Source organism: Nocardia sp. NPDC127526 (assembly GCF_042672265.1).
Classification (GTDB): domain Bacteria; phylum Actinomycetota; class Actinomycetes; order Mycobacteriales; family Mycobacteriaceae; genus Nocardia.
Genome location: NZ_JBHXVO010000023.1, coordinates 53,157 through 71,445 on the forward strand (window position 1 = coordinate 53,157; position 18,289 = coordinate 71,445).

An 18,289-nucleotide genomic window follows, 5' to 3' on the forward strand; every position below is an offset into this window, starting at 1 on the left:
CCTATCATGGTCGGTACCGATCGTTTCCGACGATGGCCCCGATGCGCCGCGAAGCATCGTTCGCATGAATCTCGTTCTCCCCCAAGGGAAGGGTCTTCCCGCCCGCCGATGACCGCCGCGCGGCTGCGCACGCGCGCCGAACTGCGCCGCGATCGCCGGCCCCGCGCCCACGGGTGCTGGAATCACCTCATTGCCGCACCCCTGTGGCCCAAACACGGGGTCAACCTGGGCACGCTGCTGCGCACCTGCGATGCGACCGGCGCTTGCTTGGCTGTGCCTCGATTGCCTTGGGTCCCAGAGGCTTTGGACAAGGGCAATACGCTGCGGCAGCGGTCCTGCGTGCACTGGGTCCAGGGTCGGGCCGAGCGGTGGCTGGAACGCCAGCGGCAGGGTGGTTCCGCGCTCGTCGGCGTGGAGCTCACCGATGAATCCATCCGTCTCGCGGACCTTCCCACCGCGCACCGCCGCACCGTCATGGTGCTCGGCAACGAGGGCAGCGGAATTCCGCCCGAGGGGCTCGAGCAGCTCGATCTGACGGTCGAGATACCCATGGTCGGCTCCGGCAGCAGCCTCAATGTGGCGGTGGCGGGATCGCTGGTGCTCTACAAGCTCGCCGGGCTGTGCTGATCAGGTCAGCAGTCGCTGTTCCTTGGCGACGGCGACGGCGGTGCCGATTATCGGCAGCACATCGAACAACTGGAAATGCCGCTGCCGCAATCGATGGATATAGGGATTGCTGATTGCCTATTGCAATGGTTCGATTCTGTCGGTGAGGACCGCCGATTCGCGCAGGCGGTGCAGGCGCAGCGAGAGCTGGATTTCCAGGGCGCGATCCGGGTGCTGCCAGTCCGCGCCGAGCAGCGCGGTAATGCGTTCCAGGCGCTGGGTGACGGTATTGACGTGGATGTGCAGGCGTTTGGCGCTGGCGGTGAGGTTGCAGCCACTGGCGAAATAGGTTTCCAGGGTCTGGATCAGGGGTGTGCCGCGGCGGTCCTCGTAGTCGAGGACCGGACCGAGCGTGCTGTCGAGGAAGGTGCCGACATCGGCGCCGCGGCTGAGCAGCAGCCCGACGAAACCCAGGCTGTCGGCGCTGGCGGTGGCGCCCTCCTTGCCGAGGGCGATGAGGGCCTGGATGCAGCGGCGGGCCTCCTGGTAGGCGGAGGCGGCGCCGGTGGGCAGATCCACGGGGCCGGAGCCCGCGATGGTGGCGGAAAAGCCCAGGGCGCTGGTCAATTCGCGGGCGAGCTGGCGGGCGGCGGCGGTCGGGTCGGAGCCGGGCAGCAGGACGACGGTGTGCTCGCCGCGGGTGGCGGCCAGCCCGTGCCGGGACAGGGCGTGGTCGGTGGTCCAGGCGGCGGGGCGGCGCTGCGGGCCGTGGTCCACGACCACCAGGACGTGCGGCTGGGTGAGGTCGATGCCCAGCAGGGTGGCGCGGCTGTGCAGGGCTTCGCGATCGGGGACGCGGCCATTGAGCAGGTCGTCGAGCAGTTCACCGCGGACCCGGCCCTCGGCCTCGGCAATGCTGCGGCGGAACAGCAGCAGCAGCGCGGTGACCAGTGTGGCGCGTTCCAGAATGCGCTGATCGGAGCCGGAGAGCTCCTCACTCTGCTGCAGCACCATGGTGCACAGCGGTTCGCTGCCCGCCCCGGCGGGCGCGGCCCAGAGGTCGCGCAGCCGGGCGGTGCGGCCGAGTTTGCCCGCCTTGGCCATGATTTCGCCGAGCAGGTGATCGTCGTCGAGCTGGTCGCGGGCGCTCACGCCGGGCGGGTCGATGGCGGCCAGGCGGCGGCCCTCGGCATCGAGCACCACCAGCGGGCCGCCGAGAATGTCCGCGGCCACGGCCGCGACCTCGTTCACCCCGCCGCCGCGCACCACCAGATTGGTCATGCGATCGTGAGCCTGGGCAGCGCGTTCCACGGTGATGTAGTGGGCGCGCATGGCGGCATTGGCGGCACTGAGTTCGGCCAGGGCGGAACGGGTTTCGGTGAGCAGGCGGGCGGAGTCTAGGGCGATGGTGGCGTGTGCGGCCAGGCTGCCGAGCAGCGCGATCTCCTCCGGCCCGTAGGGCCGCACACTGCGATGGGAAGCGAAGAGCACGCCGATCACCTGGTCGCCCAGCCGCATGGGCACGCCCAGAATGGCAACCAGCCCTTCGTCTTTCACCGCGGCGTCGATCTCCGGGGTGTGCTGGAAGCGGTCGTCGGCGAAATAGTCCGCGCTGCAATAGGGCATGCCGGTCTGGGCGACCAGCCCACCCAGGCCCGCGCCCAATTGCAGCCGGGTCATCCGGAATTGCTGTGAGGCGGAGCCGTCGGTGACGCGCATATAGGTGTCGCCGCGGTCGCGATCGGGCAGGGTCATATAGGCGACGTCGGCGTGCAGCAGCCGCCGGGCGCGATGCACGATGGCCTGCAGCACGGCATCGACGTCCCGCAGTCCCGCGAGATCGCTGGCCGTATCGAACAGCGCCGCCAGCTCGGCTTCCCGGCGCGCGCGGCGTTCCAGCAGCGCCCGCACCCGCAGCGCGGCGAGTTTGGCGGACTCCAATTCGGCCAAGTGCGCGGGTGACACACCGGCGGCGCGGGCTTCCAGCACCGGCGCCTCGAATTCCACGGCCGATGCCTCGCGTTCGAGCAGTCCGAAGAAGATCTCCCAGCTCGCCGCCGTTCCCGGACGCCCCACACTGCCTCCCGCAATCACCCGATACTGCGGAACCCTAGGCCGCTCACCGGCATACGGCGATGTGGTCACCCCACATATCTGCGGCCGCGAATATCCGCGGGAACCACATACTGCGTGACCGCGTCCTGCCGTAAGAGCCGATCCAGCCAATGGTGATCCCCACCACATCACCCCCGCCCAATATGGCGCGCCACCACCTGGCTCCATGTCCGCGCGGTGAACAGAATTTCCGGCATTTCCGCTCGAGGAGGAGTTCGATGCCGCCGCTTCGCCGCCTGACCGCCCTGACCGCCGCGCTCGCGGGAACGGCGGTGATCGCCGGATACGCCACGCTGCCCGCGCCCCCGGATGTGCTTCTCGCGCAATGCCCCGCGCCGCTGGTGGTGGGTGCGCAGACGCAGATCGCCGCCTGCCTCGGCGATCTCACCACGGCCGGGACCGTCGCCTCCGGGCACACCGTGCCCGCCGACTGGGCTGGGCTGCATCCGAGTGGAGCCCGGAATCCGTCGGGCGTGCCCGGCATGCAGATCGACGGCTACTTCCCCGACGGCTCCACCACCAATACCCATCACGGCTGGAATCACGACAGCCAGTTCGTGATTCGCCTGCCCGACAACTGGAACGGCGGGCTGGTGGTGGCGGGCACACCCGGGAACCGGCGGCAGTACGCCAATGACTTCATCATCTCCGACTGGGTGCTGGCTCGCGGCTATGCGTACGCCGCCACCGACAAGGGCAATACCGGCGCCGAGTTCCACCGCGACGGAGTCGCGCCCGGAGATGCGGTGGCGGAGTGGAATACCCGGGTCACGCAGCTGACCATTGCCGCCCAGACCGCCGTGGCGCAGCGCTACGGGCGGCCCGCCGGCAACACCCTCATGGCCGGGATCTCCAATGCGGGCTATCTGGTCCGCTGGCAGTTGGAGAACGCGCCGTGGCTCTACGACGGCGGCGTCGACTGGGAGGGCAGCCTGTGGCAGGCCGACGGGGCGAACCTGCTGAGCTTCCTGCCGCCGGCGCTGCGCGGCTACGCGGACCTCGCGCACGATCCCGGCGCGCGCAATGCCGTGCTGGACGCCGGTTTCGACGCCGCCTCGGAACCGCTGTGGGAGTACCACAACACCGCGTATTGGGAACTCACGCAACGGATGTACCGGCAGGAGTTCGATCCCGCCTACACCGGCTCCGACGCCGACTACGATTACGCCGCCCGCCCGGCCGCCGTCCACGACGCCATGCGGCGGGTATCGCTCACCGGCCGGATCGAGCGGCCGCTCATCACGCTGCACGGCACCCTCGACACCCTGCTGCCCATCGGCCGCGACTCCGATGTGTACGCCGTTCTCATCCGGGATCAGGGCCGTGAGGCCGCGCACCGCTACTACCGCATCGACGGCGGCAACCACGTCGACGGCCTGTACGACCGGCATCCGAACCTGTTGCGCCCCATGCTGCCGTGCTTCCGCAGCGCCTTCGAGGCGCTCGAATCCTGGACCGCGACCGGTCAATTGCCCCCGCCGACCGCGACGCTGCCGCGTCCCGCCGGCGGTGATCTCGCCAATACCTGTGCACTACAGGGCTGAGCGAGGCTCCATCCCCAATGATGAGGAACCCCCATGAGATTCAGAGAACTACTGGCCGCCGCGGCCGTCGTCGCCGGGTTATCGGCGGCGGCCGTGCCCGGCGCATTCGCCGCGGTCCCCGCTCCCATCCCGGAGGATCTGCACGGCTACGACATCGATTCCATCTACGTCTCGGGCATATCGTCCGGCGGCTACATGGCCAACCAACTCCACATCGCCTACTCCGGAACCTTCTCCGGCGCGGGCATTTTCAGCGCCGGCCCGTACCGCTGCGCCGGTGACTTCGACTACGCCGTCCGCGCCCAGACCGGCTGTATGCAGAACGGCGCCCGCAAATCCCCCGCCGAACTGGCCGCCGAAACTCGCACCCTCGCGGGCTCCGGCAAGGTCGACGCCCTCGCGAACCTCTCCGGCGATCCGGTCTACCTCTACCACGGCACCAGCGATCAGACCGTGCTGGAGCCGGTGAACAACGATCTCGCGACGTACTATTCGGAATTCGGCGCGAATGTCACCTACGACAAGAGCGGCCCCGCCGGCCACGCCTGGGTCAGCCCCATCGGCCCGGTCGCCTGCGCCAGCACCGCCAGCCCCTTCGTCAACGACTGCGACACCGATCCGGTCGGCGCCATGCTGTCGAAACTCACCGGCGGCGTCAACGCCCCCGCCACCGCCCTCAACGGCAAACTCGTCCAGTTCGACCAGAACTCCTACGTCCCCGGCGGCAATGCCAACGCGATCAGCATGGACGCCAAGGGATTCGCCTACATCCCGCGATCCTGCACCGACGGCGCCACCTGCACCCTCATGGTCGCCCTGCACGGCTGCAAACAAGGCTTCGGCTACCAGGGCTTCGGCGACGCCTTCATGAAGCACGCCTACCTCAACGAATACGCCGACACCAACCACATGATCGTCCTGTACCCGCAGGCCATCCCGCTCAGCACCGCGAGCACCACCAACCCCAACGGCTGCTGGAACTGGTGGGGCTACGGCGGCGACGCCGCCTACGCCTGGCACGGCGGCAAACAAATGGAATCGATCATGTCGATGATCGCCGAACTCACCAGTGACACCACCCCGCCCACCACAACCACCCCGCCGACCACCACCGCACCGCCCACCACCACGACCCCGCCCACCACAACCACTCCCCCGACCACGACCGACCCGGCCCCCGCCTGCGTAACCGACAACAACTACGCCCACACCACCGCGGGCCGCGCCTACGCCGCCGGCGGCTACACCTACGCCAACGGCTCGAAACAGAACCTGGGCCTCTGGAACACCTTCACCCGGAGCACGATCAAGGAAACCTCCCCCGGACACTGGGAGAAGTGCTGAGAATCGGCACACCGCCAGGGGATTCCCCTCGGTTCCTCTAGTTCCCCGGTATCAGGGCCGAATCGTGCTCCAGCGGGAGGTGGCGCTGCGCTCGCGATTCCTAACGTCACAGGCATGACGATGATCGAATCCACCCGCCGCCTCGCCCTCTCGCTCACCGCGGCCGCCACGGCCGTCGCCGCCACCGTGCTGGTGGCGGCTTCGGCCCAGGCGTCCCCCGCCGCCGAGCACCGGCCAGACACCGAAACGGCCGACTACTGCGTGGGCGCCCAGCTCATTCGGGGCAGCGAGGAATCGACCCGTACCTCGGGCTGGTGCCTGCCGGATCCGGTGATCTGGCAGGCACCGTGAGGCGGCTCAGTTCTCCGCGGCGTTCAGCTTCGAATTGCGGTAGCCGAAGCCCAGATACAGGGCCAGGCCCAGGAGCAGCCAGGCGATGAAGCGGATCCAGGTGATCACATCCAGATGGCTGATCAGCCAGAGGGAGAAGGCGATTCCGATGAGCGGGACCACCGGGACCCAGGGGGTGCGGAAGGCGCGGTCGGCGTCCGGGCGGGTCTTGCGCAGGCGCATGACGCCGATCGCCACGACGATGAAGGCCATGAGGATGCCGACATTGGTGAGTTCGGCGGCCTCGCGGATGGGGAGGAAGCCGGCGATGAGGGCGGAGACGATGCCGACCGGCCAGATGACGCGGGTGGGGACCTTGCGGCGTTCGCTGCTCTTGCCGAAATAGGAGGGCAGCAGGCCGTCGCGGCTCATGGCGAAGCCGACGCGGGTGACGGCGAGCATGTTCGCGAAGGCGGAGGTGGTGACGCCGACGACCGCGCCGACGGCGATGACCAGGCCGAGGATGCCCATGCCGACGGTGTCGAAGGCGCTGGAGAAGGGGGCGGAGACGTCGATGTCGGTGTAGTTGACCATGCCGACGATGACCAGGCAGACCAGCAGGTAGACGATCGAGGCGATGCCGAGGCTGATCAGGATGGCCTTCGGCATGAGCTTCTTGCCGTCCTTGGATTCCTCGGCGGCGGCGCTCATGGCGTCGTAGCCGTAGACGGCGAAGAAGGCCAGGGCCGCACCGGATACCGCGCTGCCCACGCCGAACGGGAAGAACGGGGTGTAGTTGCCGGCCTTGATGTGGAAGGCGCCCGCGATGACCACCACGGCGACGATCAGCATCTTCAGGGCGACGAGTCCGGTTTGCACGCGGGCGGATTCGCGGGTGCCGCGCGAGAGCAGGTAGGCCAGCAGCAGGCAGAGCAGCAGTGCGAACAGGTCCACTTTGCGGCCCTCACCGGTGCCCGGTGCGCCGAGCGCCCAAGTGGGCAGGTCGAATCCGATGTAGTGGGTGATGTAGTTCAGGTATCCGGATACCGCGATCGCGACCACCGAGACGATGGCGGTGTACTCCAGCAGCAGATCCCACCCGATCATGAAGCCGATGATCTCGCCCAGTGCCACATAGGAATACGTGTAGGCGGAACCGGCCTTCGGGACCATGCCGGCGAATTCGGCATAACACAGGCCCGCCGCACCGGAAGCGATGATGGCAATGGCGAACGACACCAGCACGGCCGGGCCGGACACCTCATTGGCCACCACACCCGCCAGCGAGAACACGCCCGCGCCGACCAGCCCGCCCAGGCTCAGCGCTACCAGCTGCCATAGGCCCATACTCTTCTTGAAATCGCCGGTATCGGCGGTGCTGACGGGCATTCGCCGCATCACCCCGCTCCTGGTCACGGGCGTGCGGGGGCGGCGGGTTACGACAGACATTGTCGTGGCCTTTCAGGTGGTGATCAGTGAAACAGTTGTGGTCAGAACACGAAGCCCTCGGGGAACGGGTCCGACGGGTCCAGCAGGTAATTGGCCGTGGCGGTCAGCCAGGCGCGGCCGGTGAATTCCGGAACGATCGCGGGATGCCCACCGACCGTGGTGGTTTCGACCGCCCGCGCGTAGAAGGTGGTGTCGATGAACGAGTCGTTGCGCAGCACCTGATCGCCGGAAATCAAGCCGCGCGCATGCTGGCGGGCCAGTAGCGCGGAAGTGCCGGTGCCACAGGGCGAGCGATCGAACCAGCCCGGATGGATGGCCATGGCATTGCGGGTGTGCGCGGGCTCGGACGCCGGGTCGAGGAACAACACGTGCTTGCACCCGGAGATCCGCTCGTCCTCCAGATGCACCGGTCGCCGGAATTCATTGACGGCCCGCATGATTCGCAGTCCCGCGTCCGCGATCCGATCCTTCTCCGCGCGATCGAACGGCAGCCCGAGCTTGGCGGGATCGACAATGGCGTAGAAGTTTCCGCCGTAGGCCATGTCGTAGCGCACCGTGCCCAGCCCCGGCACCTCGACGTCATTGTCGAGGCTGTCGCAGTAGGCGGGCACATTGCGAAGGCTCACCGAATCCGCGTGCCCAGCACTGACATTCACCGAGGCCACCACGCGGCCGGCCGGAGTATCCAGGCGGATCTCGGTCACCGGCTCGGTAACCGGGACCATCCCCGCCTCCACCAGCGCGGTCGCCACCCCGATGGTTCCGTGCCCGCACATCGGCAACAGCCCACTGACCTCGATGAACAGCACACCGTAATGCCCGTCCGGCGTGGTCGCCGGTTGCAGAATCGCCCCGCTCATGGAGGCGTGCCCGCGCGGCTCGTTGACCAGCAGCCTGCGCAGTCCGTCCAGATGCTCGATGAAGTGAATCCGCCGCTGCGCCATGGTGTCACCGGGAATCGTGCCGACCCCGCCCGTCACCACCCGGGTGGGCATCCCCTCGGTGTGCGTGTCGATCGCGGAGATGATCATGCTGCTACGCATCAGTGCTGTCCTTCGGTATCGAGATCGGCGAGTTCACGAAGACGGATGGAGGCGGCCAGCGGCCGCCAGGCGGGAGTGGCCGCGGCAAGGCCTGGCAGCGGACGCGTCCCGGCACTGTCCGGGCACACCGCATCACGCGAGACCACCTCGCCCCGCGGTGTTGCCGGATTGGACGCGAGCACCCCGGCATCCGAGGCAGTGGTATGACCCGTTGTCGCCGAATGGCATTCGCGAGTGCCGGGCGCCGCTGACGGATCGGCTGCGCACTCCCGGCTCCGCAGGGCGTCGATGTTCGCGGCGCAGATCCGCCCCTGGCAGGGACCCAGCCCGGCGCGGGTGGCGAGCTTGGCGGGGCGGTAGCCGTCGCCCGCCGTGCGGTTCCAAGCAGCGATCAGCGCCTCGCGAGTGGTGCCCTCGCATCGGCAGATAACGGTGTCCGGTCGCGACCAAGCGAGTACGCCGGGGCGGATCGGGTGGGCGGCCACGAGCCGCGCCACGAATTGCTGCGCAGTGTGGTGCCGGGCGCGCAGCGCACGATCGGAGGCCGGATCGGTTCCGGCCGCGCTCATTCCGGCGACCCAGCCTTCGACGGCAGCCACCTGAGATCCGCCGATGCCGGTGATTTCCCCTGCCGCCCAGACCGCTTCGGCGGTGGTTCGCTGTGAGCGGTCGGTCCGGACGAATCCACCCGGCGTCAGCTGTGCACCGGCGGCCACCGCGAGTTCGTGCTGCGGGGTGAAGCCGTGCGATATCGCGACCGCGTCTACCGGCACCGTCGTGTGGCTGCCGGGGATGGGCGTCCAGTCCGCGTCGAGGCGGGCCACCGTGGCCTCTTCCACGCGACCGTGGCCCGCCACCGCGATGACAGCGCTCGATGTACGCAATGGAATGCGGTGCCGCACACCGGAAGCGATGTATTCGACGAGCTCACCGGCCTTGCTCGCGCTGTGCCGCAATTCCCACGGCCGCGCGGCCCACTGCCGGGCGATCCAGCGGCCTGGGTTCGCCTCCAGAACGGCGCGCACATTCGCCCCGCCGACAGCCAGCGACTGGGCTACGGGAAGCAGGAACGGTCCGGTCCCGGATACCAGCACCGACTGCCCGACCAGCACCCGTTGCGTCTTCGCGAGAGTCTGTGCGGCGCCGGCTGTATAGACGCCGGGCAGATCCCAGCCGGGAAAAGGGCACACCCGGTCGTAGGCTCCGGCGGCAATGACCAGCGCATCACCCTGAATCACCCGATGCGTCCGCTGGTCGCCTTCGACCCCTTGCAGCAATCGCACTGCGGGACAGCCACCCTCGGCATGCCGCTCGATCTGATAGACCGCCGCGCACGCCAGGTACTCGCAACGCGGATGCTCCATGAGCCACCGCGCGCGCTGCTCGGCTGCGTGATAACCATGGCCGATCGAGAATGGGCGGCGCACCCCGAAGGCAGCCGGAATCCGCCGGTTGTACTGTCCGCCGAGCGCCTCGTTCGAGTCGATGAGCGTCACCGTCGCTCCGTGCCGCAGCGCGGCTTCCGCCGCCGCCATTCCGGCCGGACCACCCCCGATCACCACTACATGCCTGGTCATCGTTCTCCCCCGACATGCCGCTCGGCCCGGTAGATCGCCGCCCGGAGCAGGGACGCGCAGCGCGGGTGGGCAGCCTTGCATCGCACGCACTTCTCGGACATGCGCAGGCCGTGCCCGATAGCGCCGGGGAAGCGCGCGCCGGAGGCCGCCGAACCGCCGCCGATCATCACCGCATGCCTGGTCATCGCTCTCCCTCGGTTGAGCCGAGCTGAGCGGTTACCGAATTCGACTGCGCGGCAGCCACGTCTGCTGTGACCGCGATGGCGCTCATGTCCGGTTGCGTGATGGCCGTGCCTGCTCGAGGCTCGATCGCTCCGGATTCAGCGGCGATCTCGCGGGTCTGGGTGGCGATCACATCGCCGTCGCGAGCCGGGCGACGGCACAGGCGGATATCGGGGATTCCGTTGACGGTGGCGGCGCAGTCGAAGCAGATGCCGATGCCGCAGAAGACGCCGCGGCGGCCGCCGTTCGGGCCGGTGCGCCAGTGCGAGCGGTCGGCGGCGAGCAGCACCGAGGCGAGGGTCTGACCGTGCACGCCGTTCACAGCGACACCGTCGATGGTGATGGTCAACGGGCGGTCCGACCGGCCGACCGGATCGCGCTCTGCCGGAATCATTCTGGGACTCATAGCGATACGTACTTCTTCGTCGATTCGAGCGGGGCGAGGACGGCGGGTCGGTCCACGGCGAAAGCCGTGATGTCGACTGCGGTGGGCAGATTCGCGAGTGCGGCGGTCAGGAGGTGGGCGGTGCCGACCGAGAGGCCGATGCCCGCACCCTCGTGGCCGGTTGCGTGCCAAAGGCCGGGCAGGCGGGGATCCGGGCCGATCACCGGGAGGTGGTCGTCGACGTAGGGGCGGAAGCCGCCGTAGGCGCGCATGACCGCCACGTCGGCGAGGACCGGGTAAAGGCGCAGGGCCTTGCGGGCGATGGCGGCCAGGCTGTCGGGGCGCAGCCGGTCGTCGAAGCCGCATTGGCGGCGCGAGGAGCCGATCAGCAGCGGGCCGCCCCGGGTGGACTCGACCACGGCCGAGGACTGTAGGGCCGCGTCCGAACTGCCGACCGCGCCTACGTAATCCGCGTCATAGACCTTGTGGAACACGGTGGGCGGCATGGGCGCGGTGATCAGCACATCGCCGCGGCGGGGTTTGACCGCGATTGGTGCGCCGAGCAGTTCGGACACCGGGCCCGACCACGGCCCGGCCGCATTGATCACCACGTCGGCGTAGCGGGTTCCCTTCGTGGTCCGCACACCGATGAGGCGACCGCCCTCGAGGATGGGCCCGGTTACGGCGCAACGCGTTTCGACGATCGCCCCGGCCGCGACGGCGGACCCGATCAGGGCCGCCGCCGCGCCCACGGGCTGCACCTGAGCGTCATCAGGGTAGTAGACGCTCGCGGTCACATCCCGGGTCAACGCGGGTTCGGCCGTAGCGAGCCGATCCGCGTCGAGTTCCTCACACCGCACTCCGGCCGCGCGCTGGCCACGGGCGAACTCGTCCAGTGCGGTGGCCCCGGCCTCGGTGGTGGCGACGACAATGCCGCCCTTGGGCTCCCATTCGGCGGCGGCGACCTCATCGGGCAGGCGCTCGCCGATGCGCACCAAGGTTTCCGGCCACAATCCGCGCGACAGCCGCGCGAGCTCCAGCTCCGGCCCCGGCCCCTTGTCCGATACGAGCACATTGCCCTCGCCGTGCGCGGTGGTCGCCGAGGCGAGCCCACCGGCCTCACAGACCCGCACCGACGCACCCGCGAGGACGAGCCGGTGCGCAAGCGCGCAGCCGATCATGCCGCCACCAATGATCAGCACCGCGAGCCCGTCGAGGATCACCGCGTCGGCCGCGCCGCCCGTCGTCCGTCGCGCCGGATCGCGGTTCGAACTTCCGGCCCGGCCCGGCACGCGCCCATCGGCGGCAGCCTGATCCAGCACACGCCCATCGGCGGCAGTCCCGTCCAGCACACGCCCATTGGCGGCAGTCCCGTCCAGCACGCGCCCATCGGCGGCAGCCTGATCCAGCACGCGGCCATCGGCGGCAGCCTGGTCCAGCACGCGCCCATTGGCGGCAGCCTGGTCCGGCACGCGGCCATCGGCGGTGGACTGGTCCGGCACGCGGCCATCGTGAGCGGTCCGATCCAGCACGCGACCGTCATCGGCAGCCGGGCCGCCACCACCGGGTGCGGGGTCACGCCGGTACGGGCCGGGCCGGGCCTCCCCCGTGCTGTCGCCGAGAGTCATTGCGCGGGTGCCCCGTTCACCGAACGCGGCACCGTCAGCGGATTCGCCTCGCGCAACGCCGGCGGCAGCAGGTCGTCGGGTACCGATTGGAAGACGACCGGGCGCAGGAAGCGGGTGACGGCCGCGGTGCCCACCGAGGTCGTCGACGGCGCGGTGGTGGCCGGGTAGGGGCCGCCGTGCTGCTGGGCGTAGGTCACCGACAGGCCGGTGGGCCAGGAGTTCCACAGGACGCGCCCGGCCACGGTCGCGGCGGCGGCGAGGAGGGCGCGGGTGGTGTCGTCGGCCCGGTCTCCGAAGACCGAGACGGTCAGCTCGCCGTGCAACGACCGGGCCAGCTCGTGCAGTTCGGCGGTGTCCCGGTAGGTCACCACCAGCGTTGCCGGGCCGAACATCTCGCGCATCAGGCTCTCGCGATCGGCCAGGACGGCGCGGGCGGTCGTGGTCAGCAGCAATGCCGCGCCGGGTCCGCCACCGGCCAGCACGCCGACCGCGGAATGCGCACGCACCTGCTCGACGGCCTTCTCGAACCCGGCCGCGATCTGGTCGTTGAGCAGCTCGCCGGTCGGTGCCGGGGCGGCGGCGATCAGCTCGGCCAGCACCGGAGCCTCCTCAGGCACCGCTACCAGGCCGGGCTTCGTACACAGTTGTCCCGCACTGGAACTCACTGCGGTCAGCAGTCCGGAGGCGATTTCGGCGGCTTGCGACCGCGCCGCCTCGGGCGTCACGAAGACCGGATTGATCGAACCCAGTTCCCCGTAAAACGGAATGGGCACCGGCCGGCCGCAGGCCAGGTCGTACAACGCACGGCCGCCCGCGGTGGAACCGGTGAAGGCGACGGCGGCCGTGCGCGGATGGAGCAGTGCCCGCACACCGGCGTCGCGTCCGAAGATCAGGCCGAATGTGCCGCCGGGAGCGCCGCATTCGCTGATCGCCTCGGCAACGAGAGCGCCGACCGCGCCGGACAGTTCCGGGTGACCCGGACTGGCCTTGACCACGACCGGGCAGCCCGCGGCCAGCGCCGAGGCGGTGTCCCCGCCCGCGACGGAGAAGGCGAACGGGAAGTTGCTGGCCGCGAAGTTGAGCACCGGGCCGAGCGGAATGTTCATGCGGCGCAGGTCCGGTCGCGGCACACCCATGGGCCACTGCGCATCCGCGGTGTCGATGCGCACATCGAGGAATCCGCCGTCGCGCACCAGCTGCGCGAACAGCCGCAGCTGGAAGGTGGTTCGCTTCAGCTCACCCGCCAGGCGTGGTTCCGGCAGCCGCGTCTCCCGTATCGCCAGCGGGATCAGCTCTGCGGCATGGGCGTCGAGCCGGTCCGCGATGGTGTCGAGCACCCGGGCGCGCTCGGCCAATTCCACGGCGGCCCAGGGCCCGGCGGCCGACGCCGCCGCGTCGACAGCGCTGTCGACCCCCGCGGGCGTCGTATCGGCGACGGATTCGACCGTGGTCGTCTCGTCGATGGTCATCGCATTCTCGCTTCCCGTATTCACCAGTGCGCGTGCGGTTTCGGTTGCGGTATCACCGCTTACCGGTAGCCCTTGGCCAGCACCTCGCGGGTATCGGCGGCGATCTTCGCGGCCAATTCCGGCGCCAGCGGCACGCGCGGGGGACGGCAGGGACCGCCGGGCCGCCCGGCCAGATCCATGGACAGCTTGATGGCGTGCACGAATTCGGTCTTGGAATCCCAGCGCAGCAGCTTGTGCAGGTCGCGGTAGAGCGGCAGCGCCTTGTCCAGATCGCGGTTCACCGCCGCGTTGTAGAGCTCGACCGTCGACTGCGGGATCGCGTTCGGGTACCCGGCCACCCAGCCGACCGCGCCGGCGATGCCGAGTTCCAGCACCACATCGTCGGAGCCGACGAGCACATCGAGATCCGGTGCCAGCTCCTTGATTTCGTAGAAGCGGCGCACATCGCCGGTGAACTCCTTGACGCCCACGATCAGGCCCTCGGCGTGCAACTCGGCCAGAATGCCGGGGGTCAGATCGATATGGGTGTCGATCGGGTTGTTGTAGGCCACGATCGGCAGACCGACCCGCGCCACCGTGCGGTAGTGATCGAGGATCGAATCCCGGCCGCCGCGATAGGTGTTGGGCGGCAACAGCATCACCGCCTGCGCCCCGGCCTCGGCGGCCTGTTCGGCCCACCGGCGAGCCTGCAATGCGCCGTAGGCGGCAATGCCGGGCATGACCGTGAATCCCGCGGGCGCCGCGGCGATGGCGGTGGCCACCACCTTGGCCCGCTCCTCGTCGGAGAGCGTCTGATATTCGCCGAGCGACCCGTTCGGGCTCACCCCGTGGCAGCCGTTGGCCGCCAGCCACGCCACGTGCTCGGCGTAGGCGTCGTAGTCGACCTCCAGGTCCGCGGTGAACGGCAGGGTCGTCGCGACCAGTACCCCGTGCCAGGGCTTGTACGCCGTTGACGTGGTCGTTTCGGTCATGAGGGCCTCCATCGGGTCGAGAGTCCGGGAAGAGCGCCCGGCCGCCGCTGCCACCCCAGTGCCGTGTGACATTGCACTGAAGCTAGCGGGTGTGGCCCACCTCACGCAACCACTTGCGTGAGCGCGGTCACTTCTCTACGGTGCAATGTCACACTTCACTGAGCGATGAGGGCGCACACCATGACCGCTGTCGACGGCACCGCCGCAATCACACCGCAACCCGACGGCATCGACCAGAAAACCCAGGCCCCCACCGGATTACGCCGCATCGTGGCCGCGGCCATGGCCGGTGCGGTGGCCGAGTGGTACGAGTTCTTCCTGTACGGCACCGCCTCGGCGCTGGTCTTCGGCGAGGTCTTCTTCCGGTCCAGCGGCAATGCCGTCGACGGCATCATCGCCGCCTTCGCGCTCTACGCGGTCGGCTTCCTGGCGCGCCCGTTCGGCGGGCTACTGTTCGGCCACTTCGGCGATCGGGTCGGCCGCAAGGCCCTGCTCCAGCTCAGCCTGGTGGTCGTGGGCATCACGACCTTCCTCATGGGCTGCCTGCCGGGCTTCGACGCCATCGGCTACTGGGCCCCGATCCTGCTGGTGACGCTGCGCCTGATCCAGGGCTTCGCCTTCGGCGGCGAATGGGGCGGCGCGGTACTGCTGGTCAGCGAGCACAGTCCCGATGACCGCCGCGGCTTCTGGGCCAGCTGGCCGCAGGCCGGCGTACCGCTGGGCAATGTGCTGGCGACCGTCGTGATGCTCGTGCTGTCCGCGAACCTGTCCGACGAGCAGTTCCTGTCCTGGGGCTGGCGGATCGGCTTCTGGCTGTCGGCCGTCGTCGTGATCGTCGGCTACTGGGTGCGCTCCAGCGTCGACGACGCCCCCATCTTCGTCGAGGCGCAGGCGAAATTCGAAGCGGATCAACAGCGTTCGCTCGGCATCGTGGAGGTGCTGCGGTATCACTGGCGCGCGGTGCTGATCGGCATCGGCGCGCGCTTCGCGGAGAACATCCTCTACTACATCGTGGTGACCTTCTCGATCACCTACTTGAAGCTGGTGGTGGAGGTGGATACCGCGCCGATTCTCGGCCTGATGCTGGTCGCGCACCTGCTGCACTTCTTCATGATCCCGGCCGCCGGACTGCTCTCGGACCTGATCGGCCGCCGGCCGGTCTACCTCACCGGCGCGGTGCTCACCGCCGGCTGGGGATTCGCCGCCTTCCCGATGATGGACACCGGCAACTACGCCATCATCATCGTGGCCATCACCCTCGGCCTGGCGATCGAATCACTCACCTACGCACCGTATTCCGCCCTCATGACCGAGATGTTCCCGACCCACGTCCGGTACACGGCGCTCTCGTTCTGCTATCAGGTCGCGCCCATTATGGCGGGCTCGCTCGCACCGCTGATCGCCATCAGCCTGCTGAACGGCTTCCACAGTTCGGTGCCGATCTCGCTGTATCTGGTTGCGGCGGCGGCCATCTCGGTCCTCGCGGTGGGCTTCGCCAAGGAGACCTCGGGCGCCTCGCTGCGGACCGTCGACGCGGAGGCGGCCGCCCGATGAACCCGGAGGATGCCACGTGACATGGCATAGAATGCGGGGCGACCGATCGAATCAGCCGTCATGAGCAGGGGAACGGGCACGTGAGCATCGACCACTTCACCCAGATGGAGAAGGTCAGCCTCCGCGACAAGGTTTCGCGGGCGCTGCGCGCGGCCATCATCGCCGGGGAGATGGAGCCGGGCGTCGTGTACTCCGCCCCCACCCTCGGCGCCCGCTTCGGCGTCTCCGCCACGCCGGTGCGGGAGGCCATGCAGGATCTGGCCCGCGAGAATCTCATTTCCATCGTGCCCAACAAGGGTTTTCGCGTCACCGAGGTCGCCGAGAAGGACCTCGACGACATCACCGAAATCCGGCTGCTGCTGGAACCGCCCACCGTCCGCGCGGTCACACCGCTGATCCCGGCCGCGGATCTCCCCCGGCTGCGCGAACTCGCCGCCGCGATCGTCGACGGCGCCGAACGCGGTGATCTGGTCGAGTACACCGCCGCCGACCAGGTCTTCCACCTGACCCTGCTCGGCTACGCCGACAACCCCCGGCTCAATGCGCTCGTCTCCGACCTGCGCGACCACACCCGCCTGTTCGGCCTCGCCGCCCTGGCGCAGAAGGGCGAGCTCGTCGATGTCGCCCGCGAGCACTTCACCATCGTCGACCTCATCGAATCCCGCGATCAGGACGCCGTCGAGACCTTCCTCTGCGAGCACATCAAGCAGGCCCGCGGCCGCTGGGCAAAGCCCGAGGACTGAGCCCCGCACCGAATCCGGCCGTGCCGCGCGCCGGTGAGAACCCCTGGGCGCCAAGCCCGGAACATGTCGGTGGTGATCGCTACGGTCGGGGCGTGAATCGCACGGATCGGCTCTACGCGATCGTGGAACAGTTGCGGGCCGTCGCACCGCGCATGCGCACCGCCCGGGAGCTGGCCGCCCGGCACGGGGTCAGCATCCGGACCATCGAGCGCGACATCAGCGCGCTACAGCAGTCCGGGGTGCCCATCTACGCCGATGTCGGGCGGCGGGGCGGCTATGCCCTGGAGAAGACCATGTCGCTGCCGCCGCTGAATTTCACCGCGGCCGAGGCGGTGGCGCTGGCCGTGGCGGTGGCGCGCGGCCACGACGGCCCGTTCGCGCGGGCCGGGCACAGTGCGCTGCACAAGATTCTGGCGGCCATGTCGCAGCAGAACACCGCGGCCGCGCGCGAGCTGGCCGCCCGGGTGCGACTGCTGGACGGCCCGGATTCACCCGCGCCCGAACCGATACCGCCGGTCATCGAACAGGCCATCCTCGCCCGCCGCGCGCTGCGCATCGGCTACCTCGACCGCTCCGGCGCGCACAGCGAGCGCGAGGTGGAGCCGATCGTGCTGCTGCTCGGCTCGCCCGGCTGGTATCTGGTCGCCTGGTGCCGGCTGCGGGACGAGGCGCGCTGCTTCCGGCTGGATCGGATGACCGGCGTGACCTTGACCGATTCGCCGACACCGGAACGCACGCTCGAATCCTGCGATCTGGACGCGCCCCTGCATCGTGTGCGAACGATCACGCTCTGACGGACGGAAACACCGACAGCGGGTTGTCGCCGAGCGGGGAGATCGTTGTGGCGCAAGCACAACCACCACGACTCTTCGGGAGACGAACAATGACCGCACCCGCCTACAACACGGTCGCCTGGTTCCAGGTCGGCAGCAATGAACCCGACCGCGTCAAGGACTTCTACGGCGCGCTGTTCGGCTGGAACTTCGCCTCGGATCCGAATGGCGGCGGAACCTACGACCTGGTCAGCTATCCCGGCAGCGAGATCCCCCACGGCGGCGTCGCGCACACCCCCGACCCCGCCGGAAATCACGCGATCTTCTACGTCCTGGTCCAGGATGTCGCGGCCACGGTGGCCGCGGCGGAACAGCACGGCGGCAAGATCTCGACGCCGCCGTTCACCTCCCCGGACGGCCTGGTGTTCGCCAAGATCCTGGACACCTCCGGCAACTGCTTCGGCGTCTTCTCGCCCGCGCCGAAGTAGCCGCCAACGCGTTCGGTCCGGGGGCCCACAGGGCTCCCCGGACCGAAC

The 18,289-nt window shown here is 69.2% G+C and carries 17 protein-coding genes; 8 read left to right on the forward strand and 9 right to left on the reverse strand.

Annotation, left to right across the window (positions count from 1 at the left end; translation table 11 throughout):
- Window positions 1-108 precede the first annotated feature (108 nt).
- Window positions 109-627 carry a TrmH family RNA methyltransferase gene (locus ACFVIV_RS28925; protein ID WP_379201657.1) on the forward strand — a complete coding sequence of 173 codons (519 nt, stop codon included), beginning with the start codon at window positions 109-111 and terminating at the stop codon, window positions 625-627.
- 117 nt (window positions 628-744) lie between these two features.
- On the opposite strand, the gene ACFVIV_RS28930 is transcribed toward ACFVIV_RS28925, so the two are convergent.
- Window positions 745-2,682: a helix-turn-helix domain-containing protein gene (locus ACFVIV_RS28930; RefSeq protein ID WP_379201659.1), complete on the reverse strand. Its 1,938-nt coding sequence runs from the start codon at window positions 2,680-2,682 to the stop codon at window positions 745-747.
- Window positions 2,683-2,939: 257 nt separating this feature from the next.
- On the opposite strand from ACFVIV_RS28930, the gene ACFVIV_RS28935 reads away from it, so the two are divergent.
- The 3 genes from ACFVIV_RS28935 (at window position 2,940) to ACFVIV_RS28945 (ending at window position 5,960) form a co-directional block, all read left to right on the forward strand.
- Window positions 2,940-4,265: a hypothetical protein gene (locus tag ACFVIV_RS28935; protein ID WP_379201661.1), complete on the forward strand. Its 1,326-nt coding sequence runs from the start codon at window positions 2,940-2,942 to the stop codon at window positions 4,263-4,265.
- Window positions 4,266-4,298: 33 nt separating this feature from the next.
- Window positions 4,299-5,609, forward strand: a complete 1,311-nt coding sequence (locus ACFVIV_RS28940) for a hypothetical protein (RefSeq protein ID WP_379201663.1) — start codon at window positions 4,299-4,301, stop codon at window positions 5,607-5,609.
- Window positions 5,610-5,723: 114 nt separating this feature from the next.
- On the forward strand, window positions 5,724-5,960 hold the full coding sequence (locus ACFVIV_RS28945; protein WP_379201665.1) for a hypothetical protein: 237 nt from the start codon (window positions 5,724-5,726) through the stop codon (window positions 5,958-5,960).
- A 6-nt stretch (window positions 5,961-5,966) separates the two neighbouring features.
- Here the strand turns inward: ACFVIV_RS28945 and ACFVIV_RS28950 are convergent, their stop codons facing one another.
- From ACFVIV_RS28950 to ACFVIV_RS28985, 8 genes are all read right to left on the reverse strand, one after another.
- Window positions 5,967-7,337 carry an amino acid permease gene (locus ACFVIV_RS28950; protein ID WP_379201667.1) on the reverse strand — a complete coding sequence of 457 codons (1,371 nt, stop codon included), beginning with the start codon at window positions 7,335-7,337 and terminating at the stop codon, window positions 5,967-5,969.
- A 92-nt stretch (window positions 7,338-7,429) separates the two neighbouring features.
- On the reverse strand, window positions 7,430-8,431 hold the full coding sequence (locus tag ACFVIV_RS28955) for a proline racemase family protein (RefSeq protein ID WP_379201669.1): 1,002 nt from the start codon (window positions 8,429-8,431) through the stop codon (window positions 7,430-7,432).
- On the reverse strand, window positions 8,431-10,008 hold the full coding sequence (locus ACFVIV_RS28960; protein ID WP_379201671.1) for an FAD-dependent oxidoreductase: 1,578 nt from the start codon (window positions 10,006-10,008) through the stop codon (window positions 8,431-8,433). Before ACFVIV_RS28960 ends, ACFVIV_RS28955 begins: the two co-directional genes overlap by 1 nt.
- Entirely contained in the window at window positions 10,005-10,193 is a 189-nt protein-coding gene (locus ACFVIV_RS28965; RefSeq protein ID WP_379201673.1) for a hypothetical protein, read from the reverse strand. Before ACFVIV_RS28965 ends, ACFVIV_RS28960 begins: the two co-directional genes overlap by 4 nt.
- Window positions 10,190-10,624 (reverse strand): (2Fe-2S)-binding protein, encoded by a 435-nt coding sequence (locus ACFVIV_RS28970; protein WP_379201675.1) that lies wholly within the window; start codon window positions 10,622-10,624, stop codon window positions 10,190-10,192. Before ACFVIV_RS28970 ends, ACFVIV_RS28965 begins: the two co-directional genes overlap by 4 nt.
- 8 nt (window positions 10,625-10,632) lie before the next feature.
- Window positions 10,633-12,117 carry an NAD(P)/FAD-dependent oxidoreductase gene (locus ACFVIV_RS28975; protein ID WP_379201677.1) on the reverse strand — a complete coding sequence of 495 codons (1,485 nt, stop codon included), beginning with the start codon at window positions 12,115-12,117 and terminating at the stop codon, window positions 10,633-10,635.
- A gap of 122 nt (window positions 12,118-12,239) precedes the next feature.
- Window positions 12,240-13,712: an aldehyde dehydrogenase (NADP(+)) gene (locus ACFVIV_RS28980; protein ID WP_379201679.1), complete on the reverse strand. Its 1,473-nt coding sequence runs from the start codon at window positions 13,710-13,712 to the stop codon at window positions 12,240-12,242.
- Between the two features lie 59 nt (window positions 13,713-13,771).
- A complete protein-coding gene (locus ACFVIV_RS28985) occupies window positions 13,772-14,683 on the reverse strand; it encodes a dihydrodipicolinate synthase family protein (protein WP_379201681.1) in 912 nt (303 codons plus the stop codon).
- Window positions 14,684-14,863: 180 nt separating this feature from the next.
- Here ACFVIV_RS28985 and abaF point away from each other — a divergent pair, with 180 nt between their 5' ends.
- From abaF to ACFVIV_RS29005, 4 genes are all read left to right on the forward strand, one after another.
- Window positions 14,864-16,237 carry a fosfomycin efflux MFS transporter AbaF gene (gene abaF / locus ACFVIV_RS28990; protein WP_379201683.1) on the forward strand — a complete coding sequence of 458 codons (1,374 nt, stop codon included), beginning with the start codon at window positions 14,864-14,866 and terminating at the stop codon, window positions 16,235-16,237.
- Between the two features lie 80 nt (window positions 16,238-16,317).
- The gene (locus ACFVIV_RS28995; protein ID WP_379201685.1) at window positions 16,318-16,980 is read left to right on the forward strand and encodes a GntR family transcriptional regulator; all 663 of its coding nucleotides are present in this window, start codon (window positions 16,318-16,320) and stop codon (window positions 16,978-16,980) included.
- 92 nt (window positions 16,981-17,072) lie between these two features.
- A complete protein-coding gene (locus ACFVIV_RS29000) occupies window positions 17,073-17,774 on the forward strand; it encodes a helix-turn-helix transcriptional regulator (RefSeq protein ID WP_379201687.1) in 702 nt (233 codons plus the stop codon).
- Window positions 17,775-17,863: 89 nt separating this feature from the next.
- Window positions 17,864-18,241, forward strand: coding sequence for a VOC family protein (locus ACFVIV_RS29005; RefSeq protein WP_379201689.1), 378 nt, complete (start codon window positions 17,864-17,866; stop codon window positions 18,239-18,241).
- Window positions 18,242-18,289 lie beyond the last annotated feature (48 nt).

Bases quoted from the DNA above. Each gene is read 5' to 3' on its own strand.
- ACFVIV_RS28955 (WP_379201669.1), bottom strand. From the start codon at position 8,431: ATGCGTAGCAGCATGATCATCTCCGCGATCGACACGCACACCGAGGGG.
- ACFVIV_RS28935 (WP_379201661.1), top strand. From the start codon at position 2,940: ATGCCGCCGCTTCGCCGCCTGACCGCCCTGACCGCCGCGCTCGCGGGA.
- ACFVIV_RS28940 (WP_379201663.1), top strand. From the start codon at position 4,299: ATGAGATTCAGAGAACTACTGGCCGCCGCGGCCGTCGTCGCCGGGTTA.
- ACFVIV_RS28960 (WP_379201671.1), bottom strand. From the start codon at position 10,008: ATGACCAGGCATGTAGTGGTGATCGGGGGTGGTCCGGCCGGAATGGCG.
- ACFVIV_RS28970 (WP_379201675.1), bottom strand. From the start codon at position 10,624: ATGATTCCGGCAGAGCGCGATCCGGTCGGCCGGTCGGACCGCCCGTTG.
- ACFVIV_RS28925 (WP_379201657.1), top strand. From the start codon at position 109: ATGACCGCCGCGCGGCTGCGCACGCGCGCCGAACTGCGCCGCGATCGC.
- ACFVIV_RS28980 (WP_379201679.1), bottom strand. From the start codon at position 13,712: ATGACCATCGACGAGACGACCACGGTCGAATCCGTCGCCGATACGACG.
- ACFVIV_RS28950 (WP_379201667.1), bottom strand. From the start codon at position 7,337: ATGCGGCGAATGCCCGTCAGCACCGCCGATACCGGCGATTTCAAGAAG.
- ACFVIV_RS28985 (WP_379201681.1), bottom strand. From the start codon at position 14,683: ATGACCGAAACGACCACGTCAACGGCGTACAAGCCCTGGCACGGGGTA.
- ACFVIV_RS28945 (WP_379201665.1), top strand. From the start codon at position 5,724: ATGACGATGATCGAATCCACCCGCCGCCTCGCCCTCTCGCTCACCGCG.
- abaF (WP_379201683.1), top strand. From the start codon at position 14,864: ATGACCGCTGTCGACGGCACCGCCGCAATCACACCGCAACCCGACGGC.
- ACFVIV_RS28965 (WP_379201673.1), bottom strand. From the start codon at position 10,193: ATGACCAGGCATGCGGTGATGATCGGCGGCGGTTCGGCGGCCTCCGGC.
- ACFVIV_RS29005 (WP_379201689.1), top strand. From the start codon at position 17,864: ATGACCGCACCCGCCTACAACACGGTCGCCTGGTTCCAGGTCGGCAGC.